Annotated in this window: 20 protein-coding genes; 12 read left to right on the top strand and 8 right to left on the bottom strand. The window is 39.6% G+C overall.

Features of this window, described 5'->3' with window-relative positions:
* The 3 genes from GM418_RS05550 to GM418_RS05540 all read right to left on the bottom strand — a co-directional run bounded on the left by GM418_RS05550 (position 1) and on the right by GM418_RS05540 (position 2874).
* Positions 1–990, bottom strand: coding sequence for a sugar phosphate isomerase/epimerase family protein (locus tag GM418_RS05550; protein WP_158863974.1), 990 nt, complete (start codon positions 988–990; stop codon positions 1–3).
* Positions 991–1057: 67 nt separating this feature from the next.
* Positions 1058–2038 carry a family 43 glycosylhydrolase gene (locus GM418_RS05545; protein ID WP_158863972.1) on the bottom strand — a complete coding sequence of 327 codons (981 nt, stop codon included), beginning with the start codon at positions 2036–2038 and terminating at the stop codon, positions 1058–1060.
* Complete coding sequence (locus tag GM418_RS05540; protein ID WP_158863970.1) at positions 2035–2874, bottom strand: alpha/beta hydrolase; 840 nt, start codon at positions 2872–2874, stop codon at positions 2035–2037. The genes GM418_RS05545 and GM418_RS05540 overlap by 4 nt, the downstream gene beginning before the upstream one ends.
* A 178-nt stretch (positions 2875–3052) precedes the next feature.
* Here GM418_RS05540 and GM418_RS05535 point away from each other — a divergent pair, with 178 nt between their 5' ends.
* Complete coding sequence (locus GM418_RS05535; RefSeq protein WP_158863968.1) at positions 3053–3547, top strand: response regulator; 495 nt, start codon at positions 3053–3055, stop codon at positions 3545–3547.
* 61 nt (positions 3548–3608) lie between these two features.
* Here GM418_RS05535 and GM418_RS05530 read toward each other — a convergent pair whose 3' ends face one another.
* On the bottom strand, positions 3609–5279 hold the full coding sequence (locus tag GM418_RS05530; protein WP_158863966.1) for a peptide MFS transporter: 1671 nt from the start codon (positions 5277–5279) through the stop codon (positions 3609–3611).
* Positions 5280–5555: 276 nt separating this feature from the next.
* Here GM418_RS05530 and GM418_RS05525 point away from each other — a divergent pair, with 276 nt between their 5' ends.
* Both GM418_RS05525 and GM418_RS05520 read left to right on the top strand, forming a co-directional pair.
* On the top strand, positions 5556–7076 hold the full coding sequence (locus GM418_RS05525) for an NAD(P)H-hydrate dehydratase (protein WP_158863964.1): 1521 nt from the start codon (positions 5556–5558) through the stop codon (positions 7074–7076).
* Between the two features lie 72 nt (positions 7077–7148).
* On the top strand, positions 7149–8258 hold the full coding sequence (locus tag GM418_RS05520) for a DUF4831 family protein (RefSeq protein ID WP_158863962.1): 1110 nt from the start codon (positions 7149–7151) through the stop codon (positions 8256–8258).
* A 73-nt stretch (positions 8259–8331) separates the two neighbouring features.
* Here the strand turns inward: GM418_RS05520 and GM418_RS05515 are convergent, their stop codons facing one another.
* Positions 8332–9858, bottom strand: a complete 1527-nt coding sequence (locus tag GM418_RS05515) for a peptide MFS transporter (RefSeq protein ID WP_158863960.1) — start codon at positions 9856–9858, stop codon at positions 8332–8334.
* A gap of 232 nt (positions 9859–10090) precedes the next feature.
* On the opposite strand from GM418_RS05515, the gene GM418_RS05510 reads away from it, so the two are divergent.
* Positions 10091–11557 (top strand): aminoacyl-histidine dipeptidase, encoded by a 1467-nt coding sequence (locus GM418_RS05510; RefSeq protein ID WP_158863958.1) that lies wholly within the window; start codon positions 10091–10093, stop codon positions 11555–11557.
* A gap of 113 nt (positions 11558–11670) precedes the next feature.
* On the opposite strand, the gene GM418_RS05505 is transcribed toward GM418_RS05510, so the two are convergent.
* The gene (locus tag GM418_RS05505; protein ID WP_158863956.1) at positions 11671–12096 is read right to left on the bottom strand and encodes a VOC family protein; all 426 of its coding nucleotides are present in this window, start codon (positions 12094–12096) and stop codon (positions 11671–11673) included.
* 51 nt (positions 12097–12147) lie between these two features.
* Positions 12148–12408, bottom strand: a complete 261-nt coding sequence (locus GM418_RS05500; RefSeq protein ID WP_158863954.1) for a TfoX/Sxy family protein — start codon at positions 12406–12408, stop codon at positions 12148–12150.
* A gap of 165 nt (positions 12409–12573) precedes the next feature.
* On the opposite strand from GM418_RS05500, the gene GM418_RS05495 reads away from it, so the two are divergent.
* The 8 genes from GM418_RS05495 to GM418_RS05460 all read left to right on the top strand — a co-directional run bounded on the left by GM418_RS05495 (position 12574) and on the right by GM418_RS05460 (position 20408).
* Positions 12574–13356 carry an ATP-binding protein gene (locus GM418_RS05495; RefSeq protein WP_158863952.1) on the top strand — a complete coding sequence of 261 codons (783 nt, stop codon included), beginning with the start codon at positions 12574–12576 and terminating at the stop codon, positions 13354–13356.
* Positions 13337–14512, top strand: coding sequence for a radical SAM protein (locus GM418_RS05490; RefSeq protein WP_158863950.1), 1176 nt, complete (start codon positions 13337–13339; stop codon positions 14510–14512). Before GM418_RS05495 ends, GM418_RS05490 begins: the two co-directional genes overlap by 20 nt.
* Positions 14513–14515: 3 nt before the next feature.
* Complete coding sequence (locus tag GM418_RS05485) at positions 14516–16087, top strand: polyprenyl synthetase family protein (RefSeq protein WP_158863948.1); 1572 nt, start codon at positions 14516–14518, stop codon at positions 16085–16087.
* Position 16088: 1 nt separating this feature from the next.
* Positions 16089–16943, top strand: a complete 855-nt coding sequence (locus GM418_RS05480; RefSeq protein WP_158863946.1) for a hypothetical protein — start codon at positions 16089–16091, stop codon at positions 16941–16943.
* A gap of 57 nt (positions 16944–17000) precedes the next feature.
* Entirely contained in the window at positions 17001–17345 is a 345-nt protein-coding gene (locus tag GM418_RS05475) for a type II toxin-antitoxin system RelE/ParE family toxin (RefSeq protein ID WP_158863944.1), read from the top strand.
* Positions 17346–17350: 5 nt separating this feature from the next.
* A complete protein-coding gene (locus GM418_RS05470) occupies positions 17351–17677 on the top strand; it encodes a helix-turn-helix domain-containing protein (protein ID WP_217447713.1) in 327 nt (108 codons plus the stop codon).
* 308 nt (positions 17678–17985) lie between these two features.
* Positions 17986–19809, top strand: coding sequence for a prenyltransferase/squalene oxidase repeat-containing protein (locus tag GM418_RS05465; protein WP_158863942.1), 1824 nt, complete (start codon positions 17986–17988; stop codon positions 19807–19809).
* A gap of 125 nt (positions 19810–19934) precedes the next feature.
* Positions 19935–20408, top strand: a complete 474-nt coding sequence (locus tag GM418_RS05460; protein ID WP_158863940.1) for a hypothetical protein — start codon at positions 19935–19937, stop codon at positions 20406–20408.
* Positions 20409–20485: 77 nt separating this feature from the next.
* Here GM418_RS05460 and GM418_RS05455 read toward each other — a convergent pair whose 3' ends face one another.
* Positions 20486–22768, bottom strand: a complete 2283-nt coding sequence (locus GM418_RS05455) for a S9 family peptidase (RefSeq protein ID WP_158863938.1) — start codon at positions 22766–22768, stop codon at positions 20486–20488.
* Positions 22769–22895: the final 127 nt, after the last annotated feature.

Genomic DNA, 22895 nt, shown 5'->3' with positions numbered 1-22895 from the left:
TTAAAACTGTTTCATATACTCCAAAAAGATTTTTGCAGTTTTATCCAGATTTTCGATGGAACCACCGCCGTCAAGCACCTCACACATTTCGTAAACCACCCATCCCTGGTAACCGATTTCTTTTAATGTTTCAAACCAGGTCTTGTAATCGATAATTCCTTTCCCCATCGGCACAGCGCGCATAGCTGCCTGTTCTGCCTTGTAATTGGTAAGGTTGTTTACATAGTTAAATCGTGGATGCACAACATAGTCGGCTGCAATCGTATTTATAATAAAGGGCTTCATTTTTATGATTGATTCCCTGAGTTCTCCTTTTGAAAGGCCTTCCAGTGTTGGAGACCAGGCGTCCCATCCGGCCATAACATTGGGCATGTCCACCTCTTTTAATAACCAGTACATTGGGTCGTGGTGCAGCGCAATATCGTGATGATTTTGTACAGCAAGTGTTACACCATATTCGGCGGCGAGTTTCCCCGCCATTTTTAATCCTGAAACCACTTCAGCATATTGTTTGTCGTAGGGAATTCCGGGACGTTCATAACCGGTAAATATACGTACCATGTTTGTTCCCAGATCGCTTGCCAGTTTAGCAATTTCGCCTACCCAGGCAGCCTGAATTTCAGCGTTTGGAACCCCGGGCTTATCAATCCCGGCGGTAAAATCGGTATAGCCCGCCAGCCCCACCAGGGTTAGTCCCAGAGAATCAATTTTAGCTTTTAGCCGTGCCCGAGCTGCTTTATCGTAATCGTGTGGCGATACATGCGGGCGTTTGGCGACAAGCATCACCCCTTCATATCCAAGTTCTTTTGTCTTGACCAGGAACTCATCTACTGTTAACTGTGTTTGACCACGCCAGACGCCCAGATAACTCACCGAATGTAAACAGGTTTTTACTTTAAAATCGGCAGGATTTCCAGTGGGAGCCTTTTGTGCAACAGATGCTATGCTCAAAAACAAAAAAGCAAAAATTATTGAATATATTTTTTTCATAATAAACGGTTTAGTTTGGTTCTCAAATTACTAATTTAAATTAGGTATTACAACCTCAAATAAAAAATCACATTTTATCCTTTAGGTATGGTCCGTTTTCATTCCAGAAAACTTCAATATTCGAGATATACCAGGTTTTTCCGTTGTCATTGTTTCCCTGGAAGAACAGATACGTTTTTCCACCGGAAGTTTCAAAAATATGTGGGTGGCCTGATTCGCTTTCGTTCCATTCACCTTTTTTTCCGTTTCGCAAAAAAGGTTGGTCTGAAATTTTCTCCCAATGAATTCCATCGCTGCTTTTGGCTACGCCAATTTGTTGCGGGGCATTATTATATGAACCCGCATAAAACATGTATAACTTGTTGTTTTTCTGAATAACGGAAGCGCCTTCAACACATTTTCCTTCCCAGTCATATTCCGGAATCATAATCGGTGCATTCTTTGCTTGTTCCCAGTCTTTTTTTGTGAAATTTGAAGAGCCTGGCGCTGTTGCAACTCCCTGCATTTGAATTTTGTAATCGGGATCCCGGGTGGCAAAATAAAGAAAGTACTGATTCTTAAATTTTATCACCTCGGCATCAATAGCCCGCCCACAGTTCCAGTCACCTTCAGGTTTAAAAATCGGGTTGGATTTGTCTCTTTCAAATGTAATTCCATCAGTTGAAATTGCATGGCAAATCGCATCGTCTTTTCCATTACCGTAAGTTTGGTAAAACAAGTGTACTTTGTTGTTGTATACTCTGACACACGGGGCGCAGAGACCTTTGCTTTCATATTCTCCGACTGGCGTAATTTCACCTGCTTTTTCCCAGTGAATAAGATCAGTGCTTTCAGCAATTCCTATGTTCCATCCATTTTCAGGACCTGTTTTATTTGAATAGGGCGGAATTGAAAAATACATCAGGTATCGTCCCTGCAATTCGATAACATGTGGATCTTTTGCAAAGGGAACTCCTTTTCTGGATATATCTCCATACATCATTTTTTCCTGTGCGACAGCTGAAAAAAAAGAAAAGCCTACCAACAGAAAAAATACAATTTTTTTCATTTGTTAAGCGCTTTAATTTCCTGTAATAATATTTCAAAAGCCGGCGAAGCCATTCCTCCATGGTTAAAAGAATCCAGTTCGTAGAGTTTTGTTGTAGTATTTCCGGCCACTTTCATCATTCTCCACAAATAAGCGTTTTCTTCGTAACGTCCGAGCATTTCCCGTTCCCGATCGCCGGTAATCAGAATTAAGGGAGGAGCATCCTTTTTAACGTGAAAAAGCGGAGCAAATTCATCAACCACAGGTTGGGTATCAGGTATGCCGCGTTCTTTTCTGACTGTCATATGCGTAATGGTATGCCCGCTGAACGGAATAAGCATCGCAATCTCGTCGGCATCAATTCCGAACTTTGCCAGCCATTTTTTATCCAGTCCAACCATGCTGGTAAGATAACCGCCCGCCGAGTGTCCGGAAACCACTATCTTTTCCGGATCGCCACCATATCTTTTAATATTTTTAAATGTCCAGGCAACAGCTGCCGCAGCATCTTCAAGATATTCAGGACATTTTACCCGGGGATGCAAACGATAGTTTACAGCCACAACAGCAATCCCTTTTTCTTTTAATTTTTCAGGAATAAATTTGTTTCCGGAGGTAATTCCACCTCCATGAAACCAAACGATCGTTGTATAGTTTTTTGTGTCAGGGTAATAAATATCGAGCCGGCAACGCTCATTGATATAAGCATCTCCTTGGCGGGTTTCGGTATCTCTGTATAAAATATCTTCTTCAACCGTATAGTTCTCTGATTTTGTTTCCTGCGCGTATAAAATCTGGCTAAAACCAAGAAGGCCAAAGAGAAGAAATAATGGGAATAATTTGTATTCTTTTTGCATGATAGTTTGATTTTGTGTCACCAATATATAAAGATTTCTATGGAATTTGGTTGAAATACAGATTTTAATTCTGACACAGTTTTTCCCAATCTTAGACAATCATCCGTTTCGTATTCTTTTAAACAAATAATTGTTTTATTTTTAAATAATTACACATCCGTTTTTGTGATTTTTAAATATGCTTGAAGAAAACGAATATTTGATTTTTGTTGTTGAGAACAACAAAATATACAATCGTTTGGTTACCGAATATCTTAAAAGAAATGGTTTTCCTAACGTTAAATCGCTCGTGTCGGGAGAGGAGTGTGTTCAAACTATTGAAGAGGGAATAAAACCGGATATTATTATTCAGGATTATTCTTTGGATGGGATCAACGGGCTGGAGGTATTAAAGCAGGTTAAAAAAATTAGTCCTCATTCCGAGTTTATTTTTCTTACCAGTAACGAGAATATGGAAGTTGCAGTGAATACCATCAAGTTTGGAGCTTTCGATTATATTGTAAAAGATAAACTGGCGTTGGAAAAGGTAGTTTACAAAATGCGCAAAATTACTTCCATGTTTAAACTACAGAAAAAGCACGGACAAACAAGAAAGGTTATGTACTTTTTTCTGGCTATGGTTGCTTTCCTGGTTATTCTTGCATTTTTTTATTTTGTGATTGGAGTTTTCTGATAATTCGATGTTTTATAGAAAATTAAAAAGGTTGTGCACAAAACACAACCTTTTTTTTGAGTTATTTTTTTTCTGTGTACTCTTTCATTACACGGTTCAGCCAGGGCAGCATAGAAAAAATAAGAATTACTGAAACCATAGCTAAAAGTGCGTTGGTGAGAAAGAAAAATGCTTTGTTATCATAAGTTTGCCACATTCCGGATAATACCCCCGACAGTTTATTCCCGATTGAAGTTGACAAAAACCAGCCTCCCATCATTAATGCTGTGATTCTTGGCGGACTTAGTTTTGAAACCAGTGACAGTCCCATCGGGCTTAAGCACAGTTCTCCAACCGTTATTACGGCGTATGTTCCAAAAAGCCAGCCAGCCGACGCTTTTACTGCTCCGTTTTTGGAAACAATAACTGCAAGAATCATCACAACTGCTGAAAGGGCTGTGATGACCATTCCCCAGCCAATTTTGGCAGGTGTTGTTACCGGGCCTTTTTTTCTTTTTCGCGCCAGAAAATTAAAAAAGCCAACAACCAAAGGTGTAAACAAAATGATAAACCCAGGATTTATGGATTGAAAGAGTTCCGTTGAAATCAGGTTTACTTTTCCCGTTTCCGGCCAATTTTCTTTGGGGAGGTTGTCAAAATAAGGATCGGGCTTTAATTCAGTTACCGGGTGTCCAAACGCATCCAAAACCGGCGCTCCGTGTAAATCGGTTTGTTCAACCTCCCGCATATCTGTTGTTACCACCTGGTTAAGACTTAGCGTTTTTATCGGCTCTTCCAAAAGCTCGGGTACTTGTCGGTTGGTATAGTTTTCAGCCCAAACAGTTAAAGCCGCTCCGTTTTGGTGAAAAATAGCCCAGAAAACGATAACCGAACCAAATACAGCCAGCAAGGCCTTAATTGGTTGTTTCTCTTTTTTGTCAGCCGTACGGTAGATATTAAAATAAAAGATTACCACAACTAAACTAAAGAATATAAAAGCATCGGTTGAATCAGAACTGAAAATATTACCAGGTATCATCCATCCAATGGTTCCTGCAACTGCAGCGGGCAGAAATAAGGTGTAGAGTATTTTTTTCATCGGCATATCGTCTTTGGTTGGAGGTGATACTTTATCAACCATTTTTATATTGTCGGTAAAAAACTGGCCTGTCCAAAACCAGATAACTCCGATTAACATTCCAACTCCCGCAGCAGCGAAAGCCCATCCCCATCCGTAGTTAATCCTCAGGTAAGCGGCAATAAAGTTGCAAATAAAAGCACCAATATTAATTCCCATATAAAATATATTGTAACCGCTGTCTTTTAAATCACGGTATTTGGGATTCGAATCGTAGATTTTACCCACCAGTGCAGAAATATTGGGTTTAAACAATCCATTCCCCATAATAATTAGAAGAAGTGATACAAAAAATGCAGTTTCATTGTTAATTGCCAATCCAAAATAGCCGGCTGAAAATAACAAGCCTCCAATGGTTATTGACAACCGGTATCCCAGGTATCTGTCAGCAAGAAGTCCTCCTATAAAGGGGGTTAAATAAACCAGCGCCAGGTATGAACCGTAAATATCACTGGCTTTTACTCCCGAGAAACCCATTCCCGGAAACTGACTGTCTTTGCTTTCAGTCATATATAAAAAGAAAATACCGATTAGAAGGTAAAAACCAAATCTTTCCCACATCTCGGTAAAAAAAAGGACCATTAATCCTTTCGGGTGTTTTTTTTGTTTTCCCATAATTATTCGTTTAGCATTATTTTGATTTCTTTCCCAAGTCAGCAAATATAAAAATCTTTTATCTTCAGAACATGAAATAGATCAGTACATTCCGACAAAATAGCATAGCTAAAGATTTTCGCGGCTTTTAACCTGATTGATTTCTGTAATAATTTTTTTCGATTCATGGATTTGCATATTCACCGGAGCCTTATAATTTGCTTTTAATTTTTGTATTTTTATTTGTTTATAATAATAGTTATTTATTATTGAAATTGGAATTTTTAAAGCACACGAATGAAACTTTTTACAACAAAACAAATAGCAGGAATAGACAAGTTTACAATTGAAAATGAACCCATTTCGGATATCGATCTAATGGAGCGGGCCGCACTGCAAATTACCCACTGGCTGGTAAAACGTTTTTCAACAGAACAGAAAATGGTATTTTTTGCCGGCCCGGGAAATAATGGAGGCGATGCGCTGGCCATTGCCTGTCAACTAGCCAATTTGGATTTTGTTTGTGAAGTTTTTTTACTCGATTTTGGGAAAGAGTTAAAAGGGTCACCGGCAGTAAACTGGAAACGCCTGGAAGAACAAAACAAAGTTAAGCTGGTGAAATTTAAGGATGAAAGTGGATTTCCTGAACTTGGTTTAACTGATGTAATTTTGGATGGGATGTTTGGTTCCGGCTTGTCGAGGCCACTTGAAGGTTTTCCGGCAGCAATTGTTGAGGAGATAAACCAGCTTGAAAATACCAAAGTAGCTATCGATATTCCCAGCGGTCTGATGGGCGAAGACAATTCATTAAATATTCCCGGAAATATTATAAAAGCTGATTTTACACTCACGTTTCAGTTTCCAAAAATTAGTTTTCTTTTTCCTGAAAATGAAACATATACCGGAAAATGGGAAGTACTTCCCATTGGTTTGCATCCGGGTGGAATAGAACAAACTCCTTCAAATACATTTTTTATTGAAGAAGAAGATGTAAAAAAGACAATTGCTTCCCGTTCAAAATTTGCGCACAAAGGCAACTTTGGACATGCATTGTTGATTGCCGGCAGTTTTGGGAAAATGGGGGCTGCCGTCCTGGCTTCCAGAAGTTGTTTACGGGCAGGAGTAGGTTTGTTAACCACGCATATTCCACGTTTAGGATACTCCATCATTCAAACTGCGGTACCTGAGGCAATGACCAGTATCGATCAACATGATGCAATTTTTACGGAGTTTCCTGATTTATCAGCCTTTTCAGCCATTGGAGTTGGACCAGGAATAGATAAAAAACGAAACTCGCAAAAAGCGCTTTGTGAACTTCTCGAAAAAGCCAAAGTTCCTTTGGTAATCGATGCCGACGGTTTAAATATTCTCTCGGAAAATAGCGAGTGGCTGCAAAAGCTGCCTGGAAAATCAATATTAACTCCACATCCCGGTGAGTTTAAAAGGCTTGTTGGCAATTCATCAAATTCGTATGAAAGAATTCAACAACAAAAGGAGTTTGCACAAAAGTATCATACGATTGTGATTTTAAAAGGAGCTTATACTGTTATCGCAACACCCAACGGACAACTGTTCTTTAATTCCACAGGGAACCCGGGAATGGCAACAGCCGGAAGCGGCGATACGCTGACCGGGATTTTGCTTGGATTACTGGCACAGGGAATCTCTTCCGAAGCAGCAGCAATTGCCGGTGTGTATCTGCATGGGCTTGCGGGAGACCTCGCCGCCCGGGAAAAGTCAGAGCCTGCCCTGATTGCGGGAGATATAACGGATTACCTTGGGAAAGCATTTATTGAATTAAATAAGGAGACAAATTAACTTTTAGAGAATGATTTTTTTCTTGAATTGCATAATAAATTCTCTATTTTTAGGTCTTTAAATAAAAAAGATATGAAGAAATTATTGATAAGCATTCTGGTTATTTCGATCGTTATTCCTGCTTTTGGGCAAAGAAGAAAAAAGGATGACGAAGAAGCTGTTCCGACCTTTGTAGAGGGAATAGTATATGCCTTACCCCGGACAGGAGTGAGGGTATATGTAAAGGTCGTTCAGGAAAAATTTGTTCCCGGCCCCTATGCAGCATATGCCGAACAGTTGTTGGGAATTACAAATGCAAAAAACAGAGAGGCTGTGAAATGGAGTTTTGAAGACGTGAAAATGGAAACATTTGCCGAGCCTGACCCTGATCAGGTTTATAAAGCCCTGGGAGATGCTTCCTTTTTGCTTAATCTGACACCAGACGGACGTTTGGCGGGTATCAATTCAGAGTTTACCGCTGAGACTGGACCAACAGTGAAAAGCAACGAATTTATTACCACGCCAGAATATGATGATGGATTTTCATTTGAAAATTTTAATGACTCTCCGATGTATACAACAGGAGATTCAACAAATAATTTCAGACCGGTGAGAAAAACTGTTGAGGAGAAAGCGAGTGACGCCGCTTTGCGGGTGTTGGAATGCCGTTTAAATCAGTATGATATCGTTTCTGGTTTGCTTGATGAATTTCATCCCGACGGGGATGCATACAGAATTAGTCTGGATGAATTAAAACAGATGGAAAAAAATTACCTGAGTTTGTTTACCGGGCGAACAACATACAGCCACGAAGTATTTAGTTTCGATTTTGTCCCAACAGCTTCAGGTAGTAACGGCGAAATTGCTTTTCGGTTTTCTGATGAAAAGGGGGTTGTTCCTTCCACTGATCTTTCCGGAAAACCTGTAATGTTAAAAGTAGAACCTCAGAATGACTTGGAAAAGAAGTATACAGGTCTTGTAAAATCGGATAACCCTGTTGCTGGTGAGAGCGGCGTATACTATCGTATGCCGGGAGTTGGAACAGTGAGTTTAATTTATGAACTAAAAACCATTGCTTCTGTGCGGACAGCTATTGCACAGTTTGGTTCTGTTGCACCAGTGCCTGAAGAATTATTATTTGGCGATTATAGTTTGAAAATTCATCCGGAAACAGGTGCAATTGAATCGGTTTCAAAAAAATGATTTTAGAGATTTGAAAAAAATAAGACATAAAAAAACCGGCCAGCGCCGGTTTTTTTATGTCTGTTGAAGTATTTTATTTGATTCCGTGCATCATTCTTTTTAACATGGGCGCCATCAAAAACAGAATGGCTGCGATAATTGCTGACTGAATTGCAATTAACCAGAAAACCTGAATTTCCATTCCCAATAGATCCTGCAGACGGATCGATATAGCTTTCATTTGTGAAGCAACAAAGTTTCCAGCTGCCCACGATCCCATCCAGATTCCCATCATGGTTGATACCAGTTTGGGCGGAGAAAGTTTGGTAACCATCGACAGCCCAATCGGCGACAAAGAAAGCTCGCCCCATGTATGAAACATATAAACCATTCCCAACCACAACGGGCTCACCAACCTTACTTCTTCCCCGGATGTTGATTTTGAAAAAGCAATGGCCATAATCACAAAACCTAAAGCCAGAAAAGTCATTCCCAATCCAAATTTTTGTGGAGTACTGGGATTAAGCTTAACCCTGTCGAGTTTTACCCACAAAATACTAAAAAGAGGAGCAAAAGCAACAATATAAAAAGCATTTATACTTTGAAACCAGGTAGCTGGAATTTCCCAGTTTCCAACCATTCTTTGCGTATTGTCGCGCGCAAATATGTTAAATGTGGTTCCTGCCTGTTCAAAACCACTCCAGAAAAAGACATTAAACAAGGCCAGGATTAGAATAACTCCGACTCTCGACCATTCTGTTTTTCCTGATGTACCTTTGAAAATACTGGATAAAAGGTAGAGTGTACCTCCAATAGCTACAACATAAATAATGGTTTTGCTTACCGCTGACGGCAAAACGCCCCAACCTACAATGACACCAAAAATAAGGCCTACCAAGCCTACGACATAAATCAAAATGCTTATCCAGTCTTTTATTATCAGGCGTACCCTTTCTGCTTTTACCTTTGGAGGCATTCCTATATGGCCAAGTGTGTGGCTGCGAACAAAAAACCATACTGTTCCAAGTATCATTCCAACACCCGCCGACAGGAATCCATATTGCCAGGCCACCTGTTCGCCCAATTTTCCGGCAACCAGTGGTGAAAGAAATGCACCAATATTTATCCCCATGTAAAAAATGGTAAAGCCACCGTCTTTTCTTGGGTCGTTGTTATCGTACAGTTCACCAACCATGGTTGAAATATTGGGTTTAAAAAAGCCGTTACCTGCTATCAAAATCCCCAGTCCTGAGAAAAATAATGTTTTTCGTAATTCAACATCTACATCAGCTCCGTGAAGCCAGGCACTAGAAGCCAGCAGAAGTTGACCAATTGCCATGGTTAAACCGCCAATATAAATTGATTTGCGTTGCCCAAGTACTTTGTCGGCTAACATTCCTCCAATGATAGGAGTTACATATACCAGACCGGTGAAAATTCCATAAATAGTAAATGCATCAAGTTCCGCCATTTCGAAACCACCGGAAGCAAACGTCGCAGTTAAAAAAAGCACCAATAGTGCTCTCATTCCATAGTAACTAAACCTCTCCCAAAGTTCGCTGGCAAATAAAGTTGACAATCCAATCGGATGTCCGAAAAATGCCTTGTTCTTATCACTCATATTAATTTTTTTTGAAAGGGCTAAAAGTATCAATTATATCATAACAAATCGTGGATGCATATCAGGTTTTACATTCTTTAACTGAAATTTTATACATTTTGCAAGGATTTTTTGCGAATTTTGACAAATTATAAATTTTCCTTTTGTTTTGTTATCACATTAAAAAATAAGTATCGTTACAATTTTTGGTATTAAAGAAGCAGCAACAGAAATAAAATATTAAATCATAATCATGAATACTGAAATAAAAAGTTTGGAGCCCCGGGAAGTCTGGAGCATTTTTGATCGGATGACAAAAATTCCACGTCCCTCTGATCACGAAGAAGAAATTCAGAGGTGGGCGTATAATTTTGGGAAAAATTTGGGTTTGGAAACCCTCAAAGATGATGCAGGGAATGTGATAATCCGCAAGCCTGCTTCATCCGGAATGGAAAACCGGAAAGGTGTAATTCTTCAGGGGCATCTCGATATGGTTCCGCAAAAAAACAGCGATAAAGAACACAACTTTGAAACAGATCCGATTGAAGCTTTTGTAGATAGCGACTGGGTAAAAGCAAGGGGTACAACATTGGGAGCAGATAACGGTATCGGGGTTTCTGCGGCCCTGGCGGTATTGGCTTCAAAAACAATTCAACATGGGCCGGTTGAGGTTTTACTTACTGCAACCGAAGAAACCGGGATGGACGGAGCAAACGGATTGGCCCCGGGCGTCCTTCAGGGCGATATTCTTATTAATATGGATTCTGAAGACGAAGGTGAATTGTATGTAGGCTGTGCCGGCGGGGAGGATGCCAGTGCTTTGTTTGCCTACTCAACAGAAAAAGTGCCCGCCGGTTTCACCGGGATGAAACTAAATGTAACCGGTATGAAAGGGGGACATTCGGGAATGGATATTTCACTGGGAAGAGGAAATGCCAATATGGTTTTTTTTCGTATTCTGAATGCGGCATACGCAAAACTTGGTGTGCGCCTGGCGAGTATTGATGGGGGAAGTTTACGAAATGCTATTCCTCGTGAGGCTTTTGGTTTGCTTGCAGTAAACGAAGCGGATGTTGCAGATTTTGTAGCCCTGGTTGAAGAAATTTCTGATACAATTAAAACCGAACTGGCTGTTACTGAACCCGATTTAAAAATTACCGTTGAGCAGGCAACAGTCCCTTCAGATTTGATAGATGAAAAAACACAGGTTCGTCTTACTTTGTCGGTTGTCGCATGCCCCAACGGGGTAGTTCGAATGAGCGACAGTATGGAAGGGTTAGTTGAAACTTCAACAAACCTGGCTATCGTAAAATCGGATGCTCAAAAGAAAACTATTTTGTGTGCTGCATTGATGCGCAGTTCGGTAGATTCGGCCAAAGAGGATTTGGCTTCAAGAATTAAAGCTGTTTTTACCCTTGCCGGAGCCGAGGTGTCTTTTACCGGCGCCTATCCCGGGTGGAAACCCAACATGGATTCACCTATTTTGAAAACAATGCAGGAAGTCTATAATAAAAATTTTAACAAAATACCTGAAATAAAGGCAATTCATGCCGGACTGGAGTGCGGAATTCTTGGAGGAAAGTATCAGAACTGGGATATGATCTCGTTTGGTCCCACCATTCGTTTCCCTCATTCTCCTGATGAAAAAGTAAATATTGAAAGTGTAAAAAAATTCTGGGATTTTCTGGTGGTGACACTCGAAAATATTCCTGAAAAATAGTTGGAATTTGCGATCTTTAACAGCCATTTAAATTACAGCGAATAAAAATTGCTGAACCCGGGAAGGAAGCCGTCTTTACAAAAAGGTGGCATCCTTTTTTGCTTGAAGGTCGGTTATCCCAAAAACAAACTCCCCTGTTCATCAAACTTCCAGAATGGTGCCCAGGCAATTTCCCAGGGATGGCCATCGGGATCGGCAAAGTAGGCATCAAAACCTCCCCAGAAGGTTTCGCGCGGTTCCACCAGAATTTTAGCTCCGTTTTCTACTGCTTTATTAAACGTTTCAATCAATGCTTCTTTTGAATCCTGATTGATAGCCAGTGTTACTCCCGAAAAGCCGGAACGTTCTGCTGTAATTCCCGCATCTTCAGCCAGTTTGTCTAATGGGTATAAAGCCAGCACAATTCCTCCGTGATTGAAAAATACAATGTTTTCATCACTTCCGTTGGCCAGTTCCCAGCCGAAAGCATTTTTGTAAAAAGCTCTTGATTCTTGGAGGTTTTTTACACCCAGTGTTACAATATTTAAACGTGGTTTCATTTCGCCAAGGTTTTAATTTGTTTTCTCTTTGTAGTCTGTTGTTACATGTATTTATTTCAACTTTTTTATTCTAAAAAATCCACGTAATTCTTCTTTCCGGTTGGACGATAAATTGTGCCAGCGGATTCCCTGGATGGCTCCCTCCAACGCACAAAGTTTACTAAAGCAAGCCGTTTCGTCAATGGTCAGAATACGGACAAAAGCACTCTCTGTCCCCACCTCCCGTAACTCTTCAGCGGAAGTAATTCCAACCTGTTCTAACTCGTTTTCCAAAACTTTGCTGATATTGGGTAAATTGCTTAGTTTTTCCATTTCGTTTTTTATCAAATATACAATCTGGCAGGATATAAATTTGACCGTTTTGATTTAAAAATTAGCTTTTGTTCTAAATTTGTCCCATTCAAACTCTTTTCTGTCGTATTCATTTTACATTTGTCTAAAATTTTGGTTATTTAGGAGTGTTAACCAAAGGAGGTTATGGAAAAAAAATCATGCGTACTTTTTTGCCGCTGTAAAGCTCAGGTGATTTCTTCGGAATCGATGGAAGGAATTCTGAATGGCTTGAAAAATTTAGATGTCGATCTTTTTGAGTTGCAGGATTTATGTGCTTTAACCATCAACGAAAAAGATTTGTTAAATGCTATCGGAAAGGAATTTCAGCAAAAAATAATTGTGGCGTGTTATCCGCGGGCCATTAAAAATATGTTCCGGCAAAACGGAATTGATTTTGGTAATTTTGAAGTGCTGAATTTTAAAGAACTGTCGGCTGACAAGATTTTATCGAAGTTGGAGAATGATTTTAAAATTGAAAAAGGCGAAGCCCGTTATCAGGTTCAGATTACCGATTTAGATGTGCCGGCATGGTTTCCTGTAATTGATGAATCGTTGTGTTCCAATTGTGGAAAATGTGCACGATTTTGTTTGTTTGGTGTTTACAGCTTCGATAAAAAAAAGTTGAACGTAGTTGATCCGCTGGCCTGCAAAAATGGTTGTCCTGCGTGTGGAAGAACCTGTCCGACTTCGGCGATTATGTTTCCTCGTTTGGCAGAAAACACAGTGCTGGCAGGAGACGAACCCAATGGGAAAAAGGTGTCGATTGACAAAGGAAGTTTGCTCACAACATTGAATGCCCGCAATCAAAATCGCCGGAACATTTTCCGACAGGGCGTTGTTGAACAAGCAGAGGAAGAACGCAGAAAAGCACTGGCCGAGTTTAAATTGGGAATGGATTTTACAAAGAATGATAAAAAGGATTCTTAAAAATACAGATAGAAAATGTTTGTACAAATTTGTGTACAACATGGGAGTAAAAGGTTCGCTGAGTTTTGCGCGTTACCAAAAACGACTGAAAAATGGCGATTTTTTTCCGGCGTTTCATTTTATTTCGGTTACCGACGATTGCAACCTGAATTGCCAAGGCTGCTGGGTGACACATAAAAAAAAGAACTCCCGCATGTCGCCGGAAACATTGAACCGGATTATTGAAGAGACCAAAGCAAAAGGTTCTTATTTTTTTGGAATTCTGGGTGGAGAGCCGTTAACATACAGACCTCTTTTTGAAGTTCTGAAAAAGCATCCGGATTGTTATTTCCAGTTGTTTACAAACGGGACACTGCTTACTCCGGAAGTGGCGGAAGAATTGCGAAAATTGGGAAATGTAACACCGCTCATTAGTTTTGAAGGCGATGAAGTAGTTGCTGATATTCGCCGCCGGGGGAAGGATGTTTTTCGCCGAACTGTGGAAGCTGTTGAAAATGCTACCAATGCCGGATTAATTACAGGAGTGGCGATGAGTGTTTGTAAATCGAATATGGATTTGGCGCTTTCTGCTGATTTTATCAATTCGCTGATTCAGAAAAATGTGGCTTACCTCTGGTATTATATTTACCGGCCGGTGGGAGCGGATTCGACTGTTGAACTGGCTTTGGAAAAACATGAAATTCAAAAGCTGCGGCAATTTATGGTAGATGCCCGCTCGCAGTTTGATATCGCAATTATTGATGCGTACTGGGATCAGGATGGAAATGGACTTTGCCCGGCAGCAACCGGCTTGAGTCATCACATTAATGCATCGGGTTTTGTTGAACCTTGCCCGGTTATTCAGTTTGCCGCAGAAAATGTCGAGGATAAGTCACTTGAAAATATTTACAAAGAATCGGTTTTTCTGGAAGCTTTAAGAAATGAAATTCCAAAAAAAACATCGGGCTGTGTAATTATGGAAGACCCGAAATGGCTGGTTGAAATGACAGAAAAATACAATGCAAAAGATTCTTCAGGAAGAGAAAACGAAGCCGAACGATTAAAAGCAATGCCTCTGGTTCCGAGCCACGGTTCCGGAACTCCTGTTCCTGAAAAAGGCTGGATTTACCGCTTTGCAAAAAAACGTGCCTTTTTTGGATTGGGGGCATACGGATAAAAAATGACAGCAAAAAAACGCATATTAAAAGTTCCAAAAGACAAGCAAATCCGTGAATTGTTGCGGAAGGAAGTTGCTGTGTTTGCTGCTGAAAAAAATATTATGCCACCGGCTTCATTTGAGTTGCTGGAAACCAGTTCAAAAGAACTTTTGACGCGTTTAAATCTGGATGAAGAATTTCTGGATTTTACCATCGTTTTACTAGGAAACGAAACCTGGCGTGATGTGGTTAACGCAACGCCTTTCAATCGGCGACTTTTGCTGTTGCCACAGTGTTTGCGAAATAATCTGCAATGCAAAGGTGTGTTTGATGAATTGGGATTAATTTGTGCGGGTTGCAAAGGTTGCCAGATTGATGATATTCTTGGAAGGGCTGAGGAGTTGGGATATTCAACGCTTGTGGCCGAAGGAACAACGGTTGCCATTGGTTTGGTGGAAGAAGGTTCTATTGATGCGGTAATTGGCGTAAGTTGTATGCCGGTATTGCAAAATTCGTTTGATCCGGTTTCACGCGCTGCGGTTCCGGTAATCGGCCTGCCACTTTTATACGATGGCTGTGTAAATACTTCACTCGATTATGAATGGCTTTTTTCCGAAATTGAGCAGATTACAGATAAAAAAGAATTTCAACCGCTTTCTGTTTCGATGATAAAAAATCGGGTACAGGAATATTTCTCAGAGGAAAGTTTAGCCAAATTTTTTCAGGGGAATACAGATACTGAGAAACTGGCTTTAAAAACCATGGCACTGGGCGGACAACGCATGCGCCCACTGTTGGCTTTGCTTGCGTATCAGTCGTATGCAGAGGAAATTTCAGGAGAAGTGCAGTCTGCGCTGGCCTTGATTATTGAGTGTTTTCACAAAGCATCGCTGGTACACGACGATATTCAGGATAATGAGGATTTTCGTTACGAGCAACCGGCGCTGCATAAAAGTGTCGGAGTGCCTGTCGCAATTAATATTGGCGATTATTTAATTGGTAAAGGTTACCAGTTGTTGGCCACTGTGCCCTGCGATGCAAAAGTTAAAGCAAATTGTTTAAAAGTGGTGGCGACATCGCATTTAAATCTTTCCGAAGGCCAGGGCGCTGACATTCTTTTACAGCAAAATATTGCGCAAAAATCGGTGGATGAAATTTTGCAGATTTTTGAACAGAAAACCGGTGAAGCAGTGAAAGTAGCATTAATGACCGGCGCGATTGCTGGGAATGCTGCGGAATCTGAACTTCAGATTTTGTCAAAATTTGCTGAATATTTTGGAATTGCCTATCAAATTCGCGATGATTTAAATGAGCTTCGCGAAACCAATCACCTGAAACATGCGTTCGATTTTCCATTTTTGTTGTCGTTGTTGAAGCAAAGTATCAACGGTCATTCGCCTACTTTTTCAGACATTATTAAAACTGAAAATTTTGATGTGTTGCTGGAGTGTTTTGAACAACACGACACCGAAGTTACGGCTGACAAATATCTCGCGGACTACGTACAAAAATGTTACGCAGAGCTGGACAAACTTCAAAACAAAAAATTGCGATTAAGTTTGTACGGAGTTATGGGAAAAGTTTTCAAATCGTAAGGTGAGTCGTCGGAATTCATACCAACCCGTTTATCGTCAGTTTATTTCTGAAATTGAAAAAGGATTTTTGTTGCTCGATAAAATGAGTAGGGCAGAAGTCATAGAATTTATAAAAACACAACAACATAAAAACGGAGCTTTTACTGATCGCGCAGAAAATCCCGATTTGTATTATTCATTGTTTGGATGCTGGCTTTCAAAAGGATTAAAATTGAATGAGCAGTTGAAAAAACTAAATCAATATATTTCAACACTTCAACAAGATGAAAAAAAGGTAATCGATAGATTTTCTTTGTTGTTAATTCGTTTGTCGTTGGATGAGGAGCAGTTTCAAAAACCATCTTTTTTTGAATTATTTCGGTGGCTTTCAAAAAGTGGAAAGAATGTAAATACAGCCTACCGATTTTTCCTGTTTATGCTCAGTTTTGATGCTTTATTCGGAAAAAACAGAATCGTTTATTTTTTTGTTCGGATTTTTCTAAAGTTCTACAAACTACCCGAAGATTTACCTTGTAGTTTTTCTGCCGCGCTGTTAATGGCCAAATTTTTAACGGGGAAAAATGTAAAACAGGAAGCCGCAATCCTGTTGCATTATTTTGAAAAAGGAAAAGGATTTAAAGTTTTTCCTGAGCAAACAAATGCCGATTTGCTTTCAACGGCAGTTGCGCTTTTTGCCTTGCAAAAAGTTGGGCAAGACATACGAACGCTTGCTCCTGATTGTCTGAATTTGGTTCAGGAAAATTATGAAAATGGCGCTTTTTTATCAGGCGACGGAGATTCTTCCCGCGATTTGGAATATACTTTTTATGGTTTGCTAACTTTGGGAGTGCTTTCAGAAAAGAACTCTCCGCAATAAAAAAAGTTTCTATATATTAGAACTTTTATGTAATTTTGTTTGCATAAGCCTATTCGAATGAAACAAAAATTCAACGTTCTTTTGCTTGGAGAAGTCTGGGATTTACTTGATATGCTTGATGAAAAATCGAGAGATAAGGTTCTGTATAATATTGACAAAGCAAAATATGTAAATGACCCGGAATTATTCAAAAAGCTTGATGATTTGATTTGGGAGTTCAGAACTAAATACAAAAAAACTTATTATCGGTTATTTGCCTTCTGGGACAAGACGGATAGAACGGACACGTTGGTTGTTGCCACACATGGAATCGTAAAAAAGACAGATAAAATTCCAAAAGCAGAGATAGAAAACGCGAAAAAAATAATGAAGCAGTATTTTGAACAAAAAAGTGAAAGATAGCAGTCATGGAAAATAATAAATTGAGAATTTACACCTTAGAAGAGGCGAAGGATAAATATGTAGGGAAAGTTGGAACGGAGAAACGTAATCAATATGAATATGAGTTAAGGCTTGATTTGTTGGGGAAAATGATAAGGCAAACCCGTAAAGAAAGACACCTCACACAATCTCAGTTGGGTGAAATGATTGGTGTTCAGAAATCTCAGATTTCGCGAATTGAGAATAATGCAAAAAATGTAACGATTGAGACGATTTTACGTGTTTTTAATGCACTTCATGCAAAAGTGAATTTTAATGTTGAGTTACTTGATGGAGAATTTAAAATTGCTTAAGTCTCGACTTCGCAATAGATTTGTTTGCTTCTTGTTTGAAAAAATATTGAATGCCTATTCTGATTATTCTGATTTTGGTTCAGGAGAATTATGAAAACAGCGCTTTTTTATAGGGGGACGGAGATTCTTTCCGCGATTTGGAATATACTTTTTATGGTTTGCTAACTTTGGGTGTGCTTGCGTAGAAATTTAAGAGTAAAAAATAATGGGCTAAAGCCCCTGATTAAATTACGACTAATAACCCCAGGCTTAAGTCTGGGGTTATTGATAGTCCGCTGCAAACGGGCTTTAGCCCAATAAATAGCTTCATGAAGATTTCGGAGATTGGAATGGCAATGGATAAGAAGAAAATACAAAATCAACTTAACAAAATTGGCAAACGAATTGCCTTGGATCTGAATTCCGAAGGTTATTGGGAGGGCCGGCTTTCTTCGAGTGCATTGGGCGTGGCAGTGGCTGTTGCGGCCTTACATTTTGATGATGCGAAACAGAATTCTACAGAAATTAAAAAGGGGATTTTGTGGCTGCAAAATAATATAAACGTTGATGGAAGTTACGGAGATACACCAGAAAGTCCCGGGAATGTAAGTACAAGTTTGCTGGTTTATGCGGCTTTGAATTTGTATTCAGCAAAAGAACAGTCGGTGAAAGAAACACAACAAAAAATTGCCGTTTATTTGAACTCGCTGAAAATTGATGTGAATTCGCCGCAAGTGGCTGAATTTATTTTGGCGTATTACCAAAAAGATTACACGTTTTCAGTGCCTATTTTGGCCATGTGCGGACTTTGTAATGTTCCGGGCGAAGATGCGTTTAATCATATTCCACAACTGCCTTTTGAACTTTCTTTGTTGCCCCGGCGCTTTTACCGTTTATTGAATTTAAGCGTGGTAAGTTATGCCATTCCAGCCCTGGTAGCAGTTGGAATTGTAATTTTCAAGAAGAAGAAATCGAATTTGTTTTGGCGAATGGTTCGGAAGTTTTCCATCCAAAAAGCAATGAATATTTTGCATAAAATGTTGCCTGAAAGTGGTGGATTTCTGGAAGCAATTCCTTTGACTGCCTTTGTTGCTTTGAGTTTGATAAATTCCGGTTTTGCTGAAACTGAGGTGGTAAAAAAGGGAATTCTGTTTTTGAAACGAACACAACGCGAAGATGGTGGCTGGCCTATTGATGTGGATTTATCAACCTGGGTAACTTCGCTTTCCGTAAAAGCATATCGCGAGAATCTAAACGGTTTCTTAACGACTGACCAGCAAGATAAAATTGCAGATCATTTTAAATTGATTCAGAATATTCGTGTTCATCCGTTTAATGGAACCGGCCCGGGTGGTTGGGGATGGACGAATTTTTCAGGTTCTGTTCCCGACGGTGATGACACGCCTGGAGCTATTCTGGCACTGTTGAAACTTCAACCCAAAGAAATGGTGAAGAATGAAGTGTTAGCCGGTGCAAAATGGTTAAAAGAATTACGAAATAATGACGGCGGATTTCCGACTTTTTCCAAAGGCTGGGGAAAATTACCGTTTGATCAGAGTTGTTCGGATTTGACCGGACATTGTTTGCTGGCTGTTTCTGCTGTTATGGAAACTTATCATGATGAGTTGCCTAAAAAAGACAAGCGCATTTTGGAAGATATTTTTGAAGGTACGGTAGATTACCTTCAGAAAAAACAATCAGAACTGGGGAGTTGGCTGCCGCTTTGGTTTGGAAATCAATTAAACGATGGGCATTTAAATCCGGTTTATGGAACGGCACGCGTAGTGACGTATTTAAAAGATGCGGCGACTCATAAATGGTATTCAGAAGAAACAAAACAGAAGCTTCAGAAAATGATTCAGAGAGGGAAAACATTTTTGGTTTCGGTTCAGAATACCGAAGGAAGCTGGGGCGGCGATAAGAATGTTCCCGGCACCATTGAAGAAACTTCGCTGGCGATTTCAGCACTTATTTCAGAAGAAAACAAAGAATTATGTGATTCCGGTTTTCGTTGGCTCGAAAAATATATTCATAAAAACGGATTTAAATCAGCACCCATCGGATTGTATTTTGCCTCGCTTTGGTACGACGAAAAAATGTACCCGGTAACAGCTTATTTCGAAGCACTAAGCAGAGCATCCGAAATAAATTGACGAGAAGCTGTTTTAGAATATATCTAAATATTTCGCTTAACAATTTTTTAACATTAATTTTACAATCAAAATCAATGTTATAAAAGACAGATTAATCTTTTTACCGTTAAAGTTGTTATAAAAACATGGAAAAATTTGATTCAAATAATTTTCGGGCCAGTTTAATTTCTGAATTTCGGGAATTGGATAATATCCTGGAAACCTTTCAAAGTCAATTTAAAGATGAAGTTTGGCGGTCAGTAAACGAAGTTTATCCGAGTATCGTTTATAGTGAAAAGTTGGGGGAACTGATTTTAACCTATGCAAATCAAATATTTAGTACTGCTGAGTCTGTTTGTGATAAGGATAAGAATTACAACGAAGTTCGTTTAGCCGACGAGGTTAACATTATGAACAAAATGGTGGATAAACTTTCAGAAGAAAATAAAGATAATCAGGAGCTGGCGGCTGGGATTCACCAAAAAGCAAAAAAGATGATGGTGAATTTTTATCCGAATGTGATGGATTTATCTGCCGATGGATTTCGTTTACTTGAAAAATATTCATTGATGTACAATATTTTTTTTATCGGAGGTTTTTCAAAATTTATAGCGCAGTAGAATTGAAATTTATAATATATCGCATATAAAAAGAAAGGCTTTCACGGCATGTGAAAGCCTTTCTTTTTATCCGTCGCTTATCTGTCGATATCAATATCCGTTTTTATGAGTCGTTTCCCAAAATCGCTGCTGTTCATTCGGGGGGGCTCAACATTCATGACATGGTTTACAAAGTAGTTGCAAATTCTCCGCTCACCATATTCACCTCCCCATTCGTGGCCTTTTCCTGGCAGCACCAGAAAATCAAAATCTTTGTTGGCTTTTATCAGGGCATTACAAACCTGGTAAGTTGAAGCGGGGTCGACATTTTTATCCATTTCGCCAACCATCAGCATCAAATCGCCTTGCAAACGGTAAGCATTGTCAACATTTGAGCTTGCTGAATATTCTGGTCCGACGGGCCACCCCATCCACTGTTCGTTCCACCAGATTTTGTCCATTCGGTTATCGTGGCATCCACACACCGAAACCGCCACTTTATAAAATTCAGGATGAAAAAGAACCGCTGCAGTTGAGTTCTGGCCACCTGCAGACTTCCCATAGATTCCAACTTTGCTGATGCCCATAAACGGATATTCTTTTGCTGCGTCTTTTATCCAAAGAATACGATCGGGGAAACCCGCGTCTTTGATGTTCTTCCAGCAAACATCGTGGAATGCTTTTGAACGGTTGGACGTCCCCATTCCGTCAATCATAACCACAATAAATCCAAGTTCTGCTAATGATTGGCGACAACGGTTGTAGTAAGCGCTAAAATCTTTGGGGACAAAACTTCCGTGCGGGCCGGCATAAATATATTCTATCACCGGATATTTTTTTGACGGATCAAAATCGGATGGTTTTAGGAATACTCCCCAAATATCGGTTTTTCCATCCCGGCCTTTTGTTGAAAATACTTCTGGTTTTTTCCATCCTGTTGCAAGTAGTTGGCTGATATTCGCTTTTTCAAGCGGCATAATCTCTCCTCCTGTTTCCGCGCTGCGTAGAATAGTCGTTGGTGGCACATCTACTTTCGACCATGAATCGACCATGAATTTATAATTTGGAGAAAAACTAACACGGTGGTTGCCGTTTTCCGGAGTTAAAAGTTTCTGTCCGGAACCATCAAAATTAATGCTGTAGTAGTATAAAAAATACGGGTCGCCGCCTTCTTTTCCACTGGCCGCAAAAACAATTTTTTGCTTAAGTGTATCAACATATTCCACACGACGCACAACCCATTCTCCCTTTGTGATTTGATTTTTTACCTTTCCGGTTTCTCCGTCATAAAGATAGAGGTGATTCCATCCGTCTCGTTCCGATGCCCAAATAATTTCTTTCCCGTCGTTCACATCATAACGGTATTTTTTGCTGCTATAATCGATGAAGGTGGGTTGCGTTTCGTTAATTAGCGCGCGGCAATTTCCGGTTTCCGCATTCATTTCAATTATCTGGTAGACCTGATGTCCGCGTTTGTTGTATTCAAAAGTCAAACTTTCACTGTTGTTCCGCCATTGAGGCCTTCCAATATTGTATTGATTGGGAATCATTTCTTTACACGAAGCAACCATCATTTTCCTGGTTACATCAAAAACGCAGGGATAACTCTGAGGAAGAGCATCACCCGGTTTATAATATTCGATGGACGAATACTTGGGTTGAATCTGATCTTCCGGCGACGATTCAATATAGTTTACCATATGCTTCTCTGCCGGTTGATAAAGGCTGGAGACAATTTTTTTTGAGTCGGGAGACCATTGAATAAACGATGAATAATAAAGTCCGATACCGCCATCGTAACTTAGTTGTGTTGTTTCTCCTGTTTCCTTGTTTTGAACCCAAACATTATAGTCCTGAACAAATGCAGTCCATTTGCCATCAGGAGATTCCACCGGGTTGTTACCTGACAGGTCTCGCCGTCTCATCGACCATTCCGGACGTGTGGGCTTTTTATATGGTTCCTTAATGGATAATTTGTAAGATGGCAATAAGCCGGTCCAAACATTTTGGTCATACACGAACGTAAATTCCTTTAAATTATCAGACGGATGAATGTCTGTTATTTCTTCACGTGTAATGCTTTTTTTACTGATTATTGAAAGTTCTGAAATAAGTTTATTTACATCAAGTAGTTCTGTCTTTTTCTTTCGCTCTGCTAAAACGGTATAATACTTTTCTCCGTCTTCTGTTTGGATGCTATACCAAAACGACGTTGAATTTTCAAACCAGTGCGGCTCAAAATAGCCGTGAAGAACTTTGTTCTTTGTGAGTTCTTTGAATGCGTTGTAATGGTCGTACTTTTCCGCAATATTTTGCGCTTTTGCCGCTGAAAAAAAAGTCAGGTATAAAAGCACCGGAATAATTTTTGTAAAATATTTCATCTTTTCAAATTTTGTATTTAATCTGTTTTTCTGGAAATGTATGATTTTCTAATTGTTAATATTATGAATATGTATTTGTTTTTTTGTTAGTTTATTTGTTATTTTTTTTGCTCTTTAAAAATATACA

The organism is Maribellus comscasis, from assembly GCF_009762775.1.
GTDB classification, from domain to species: Bacteria; Bacteroidota; Bacteroidia; order Bacteroidales; family Prolixibacteraceae; genus Draconibacterium; species Draconibacterium comscasis.
The sequence above is the reverse complement of the archived record's forward strand: the minus strand, read 5'-3'. Positions and strand labels throughout refer to the sequence as shown.

Coding starts and splice junctions, on each gene's coding strand:
- GM418_RS05550 (WP_158863974.1), bottom strand. CDS start 990: ATGAAAAAAATATATTCAATAATTTTTGCTTTTTTGTTTTTGAGCATA.
- GM418_RS05545 (WP_158863972.1), bottom strand. CDS start 2,038: ATGAAAAAAATTGTATTTTTTCTGTTGGTAGGCTTTTCTTTTTTTTCA.
- GM418_RS05540 (WP_158863970.1), bottom strand. CDS start 2,874: ATGCAAAAAGAATACAAATTATTCCCATTATTTCTTCTCTTTGGCCTT.
- GM418_RS05535 (WP_158863968.1), top strand. CDS start 3,053: ATGCTTGAAGAAAACGAATATTTGATTTTTGTTGTTGAGAACAACAAA.
- GM418_RS05530 (WP_158863966.1), bottom strand. CDS start 5,279: ATGGGAAAACAAAAAAAACACCCGAAAGGATTAATGGTCCTTTTTTTT.
- GM418_RS05525 (WP_158863964.1), top strand. CDS start 5,556: ATGAAACTTTTTACAACAAAACAAATAGCAGGAATAGACAAGTTTACA.
- GM418_RS05520 (WP_158863962.1), top strand. CDS start 7,149: ATGAAGAAATTATTGATAAGCATTCTGGTTATTTCGATCGTTATTCCT.
- GM418_RS05515 (WP_158863960.1), bottom strand. CDS start 9,858: ATGAGTGATAAGAACAAGGCATTTTTCGGACATCCGATTGGATTGTCA.
- GM418_RS05510 (WP_158863958.1), top strand. CDS start 10,091: ATGAATACTGAAATAAAAAGTTTGGAGCCCCGGGAAGTCTGGAGCATT.
- GM418_RS05505 (WP_158863956.1), bottom strand. CDS start 12,096: ATGAAACCACGTTTAAATATTGTAACACTGGGTGTAAAAAACCTCCAA.
- GM418_RS05500 (WP_158863954.1), bottom strand. CDS start 12,408: ATGGAAAAACTAAGCAATTTACCCAATATCAGCAAAGTTTTGGAAAAC.
- GM418_RS05495 (WP_158863952.1), top strand. CDS start 12,574: ATGGAAAAAAAATCATGCGTACTTTTTTGCCGCTGTAAAGCTCAGGTG.
- GM418_RS05490 (WP_158863950.1), top strand. CDS start 13,337: ATGATAAAAAGGATTCTTAAAAATACAGATAGAAAATGTTTGTACAAA.
- GM418_RS05485 (WP_158863948.1), top strand. CDS start 14,516: ATGACAGCAAAAAAACGCATATTAAAAGTTCCAAAAGACAAGCAAATC.
- GM418_RS05475 (WP_158863944.1), top strand. CDS start 17,001: ATGAAACAAAAATTCAACGTTCTTTTGCTTGGAGAAGTCTGGGATTTA.
- GM418_RS05470 (WP_217447713.1), top strand. CDS start 17,351: ATGGAAAATAATAAATTGAGAATTTACACCTTAGAAGAGGCGAAGGAT.
- GM418_RS05465 (WP_158863942.1), top strand. CDS start 17,986: ATGAAGATTTCGGAGATTGGAATGGCAATGGATAAGAAGAAAATACAA.
- GM418_RS05460 (WP_158863940.1), top strand. CDS start 19,935: ATGGAAAAATTTGATTCAAATAATTTTCGGGCCAGTTTAATTTCTGAA.
- GM418_RS05455 (WP_158863938.1), bottom strand. CDS start 22,768: ATGAAATATTTTACAAAAATTATTCCGGTGCTTTTATACCTGACTTTT.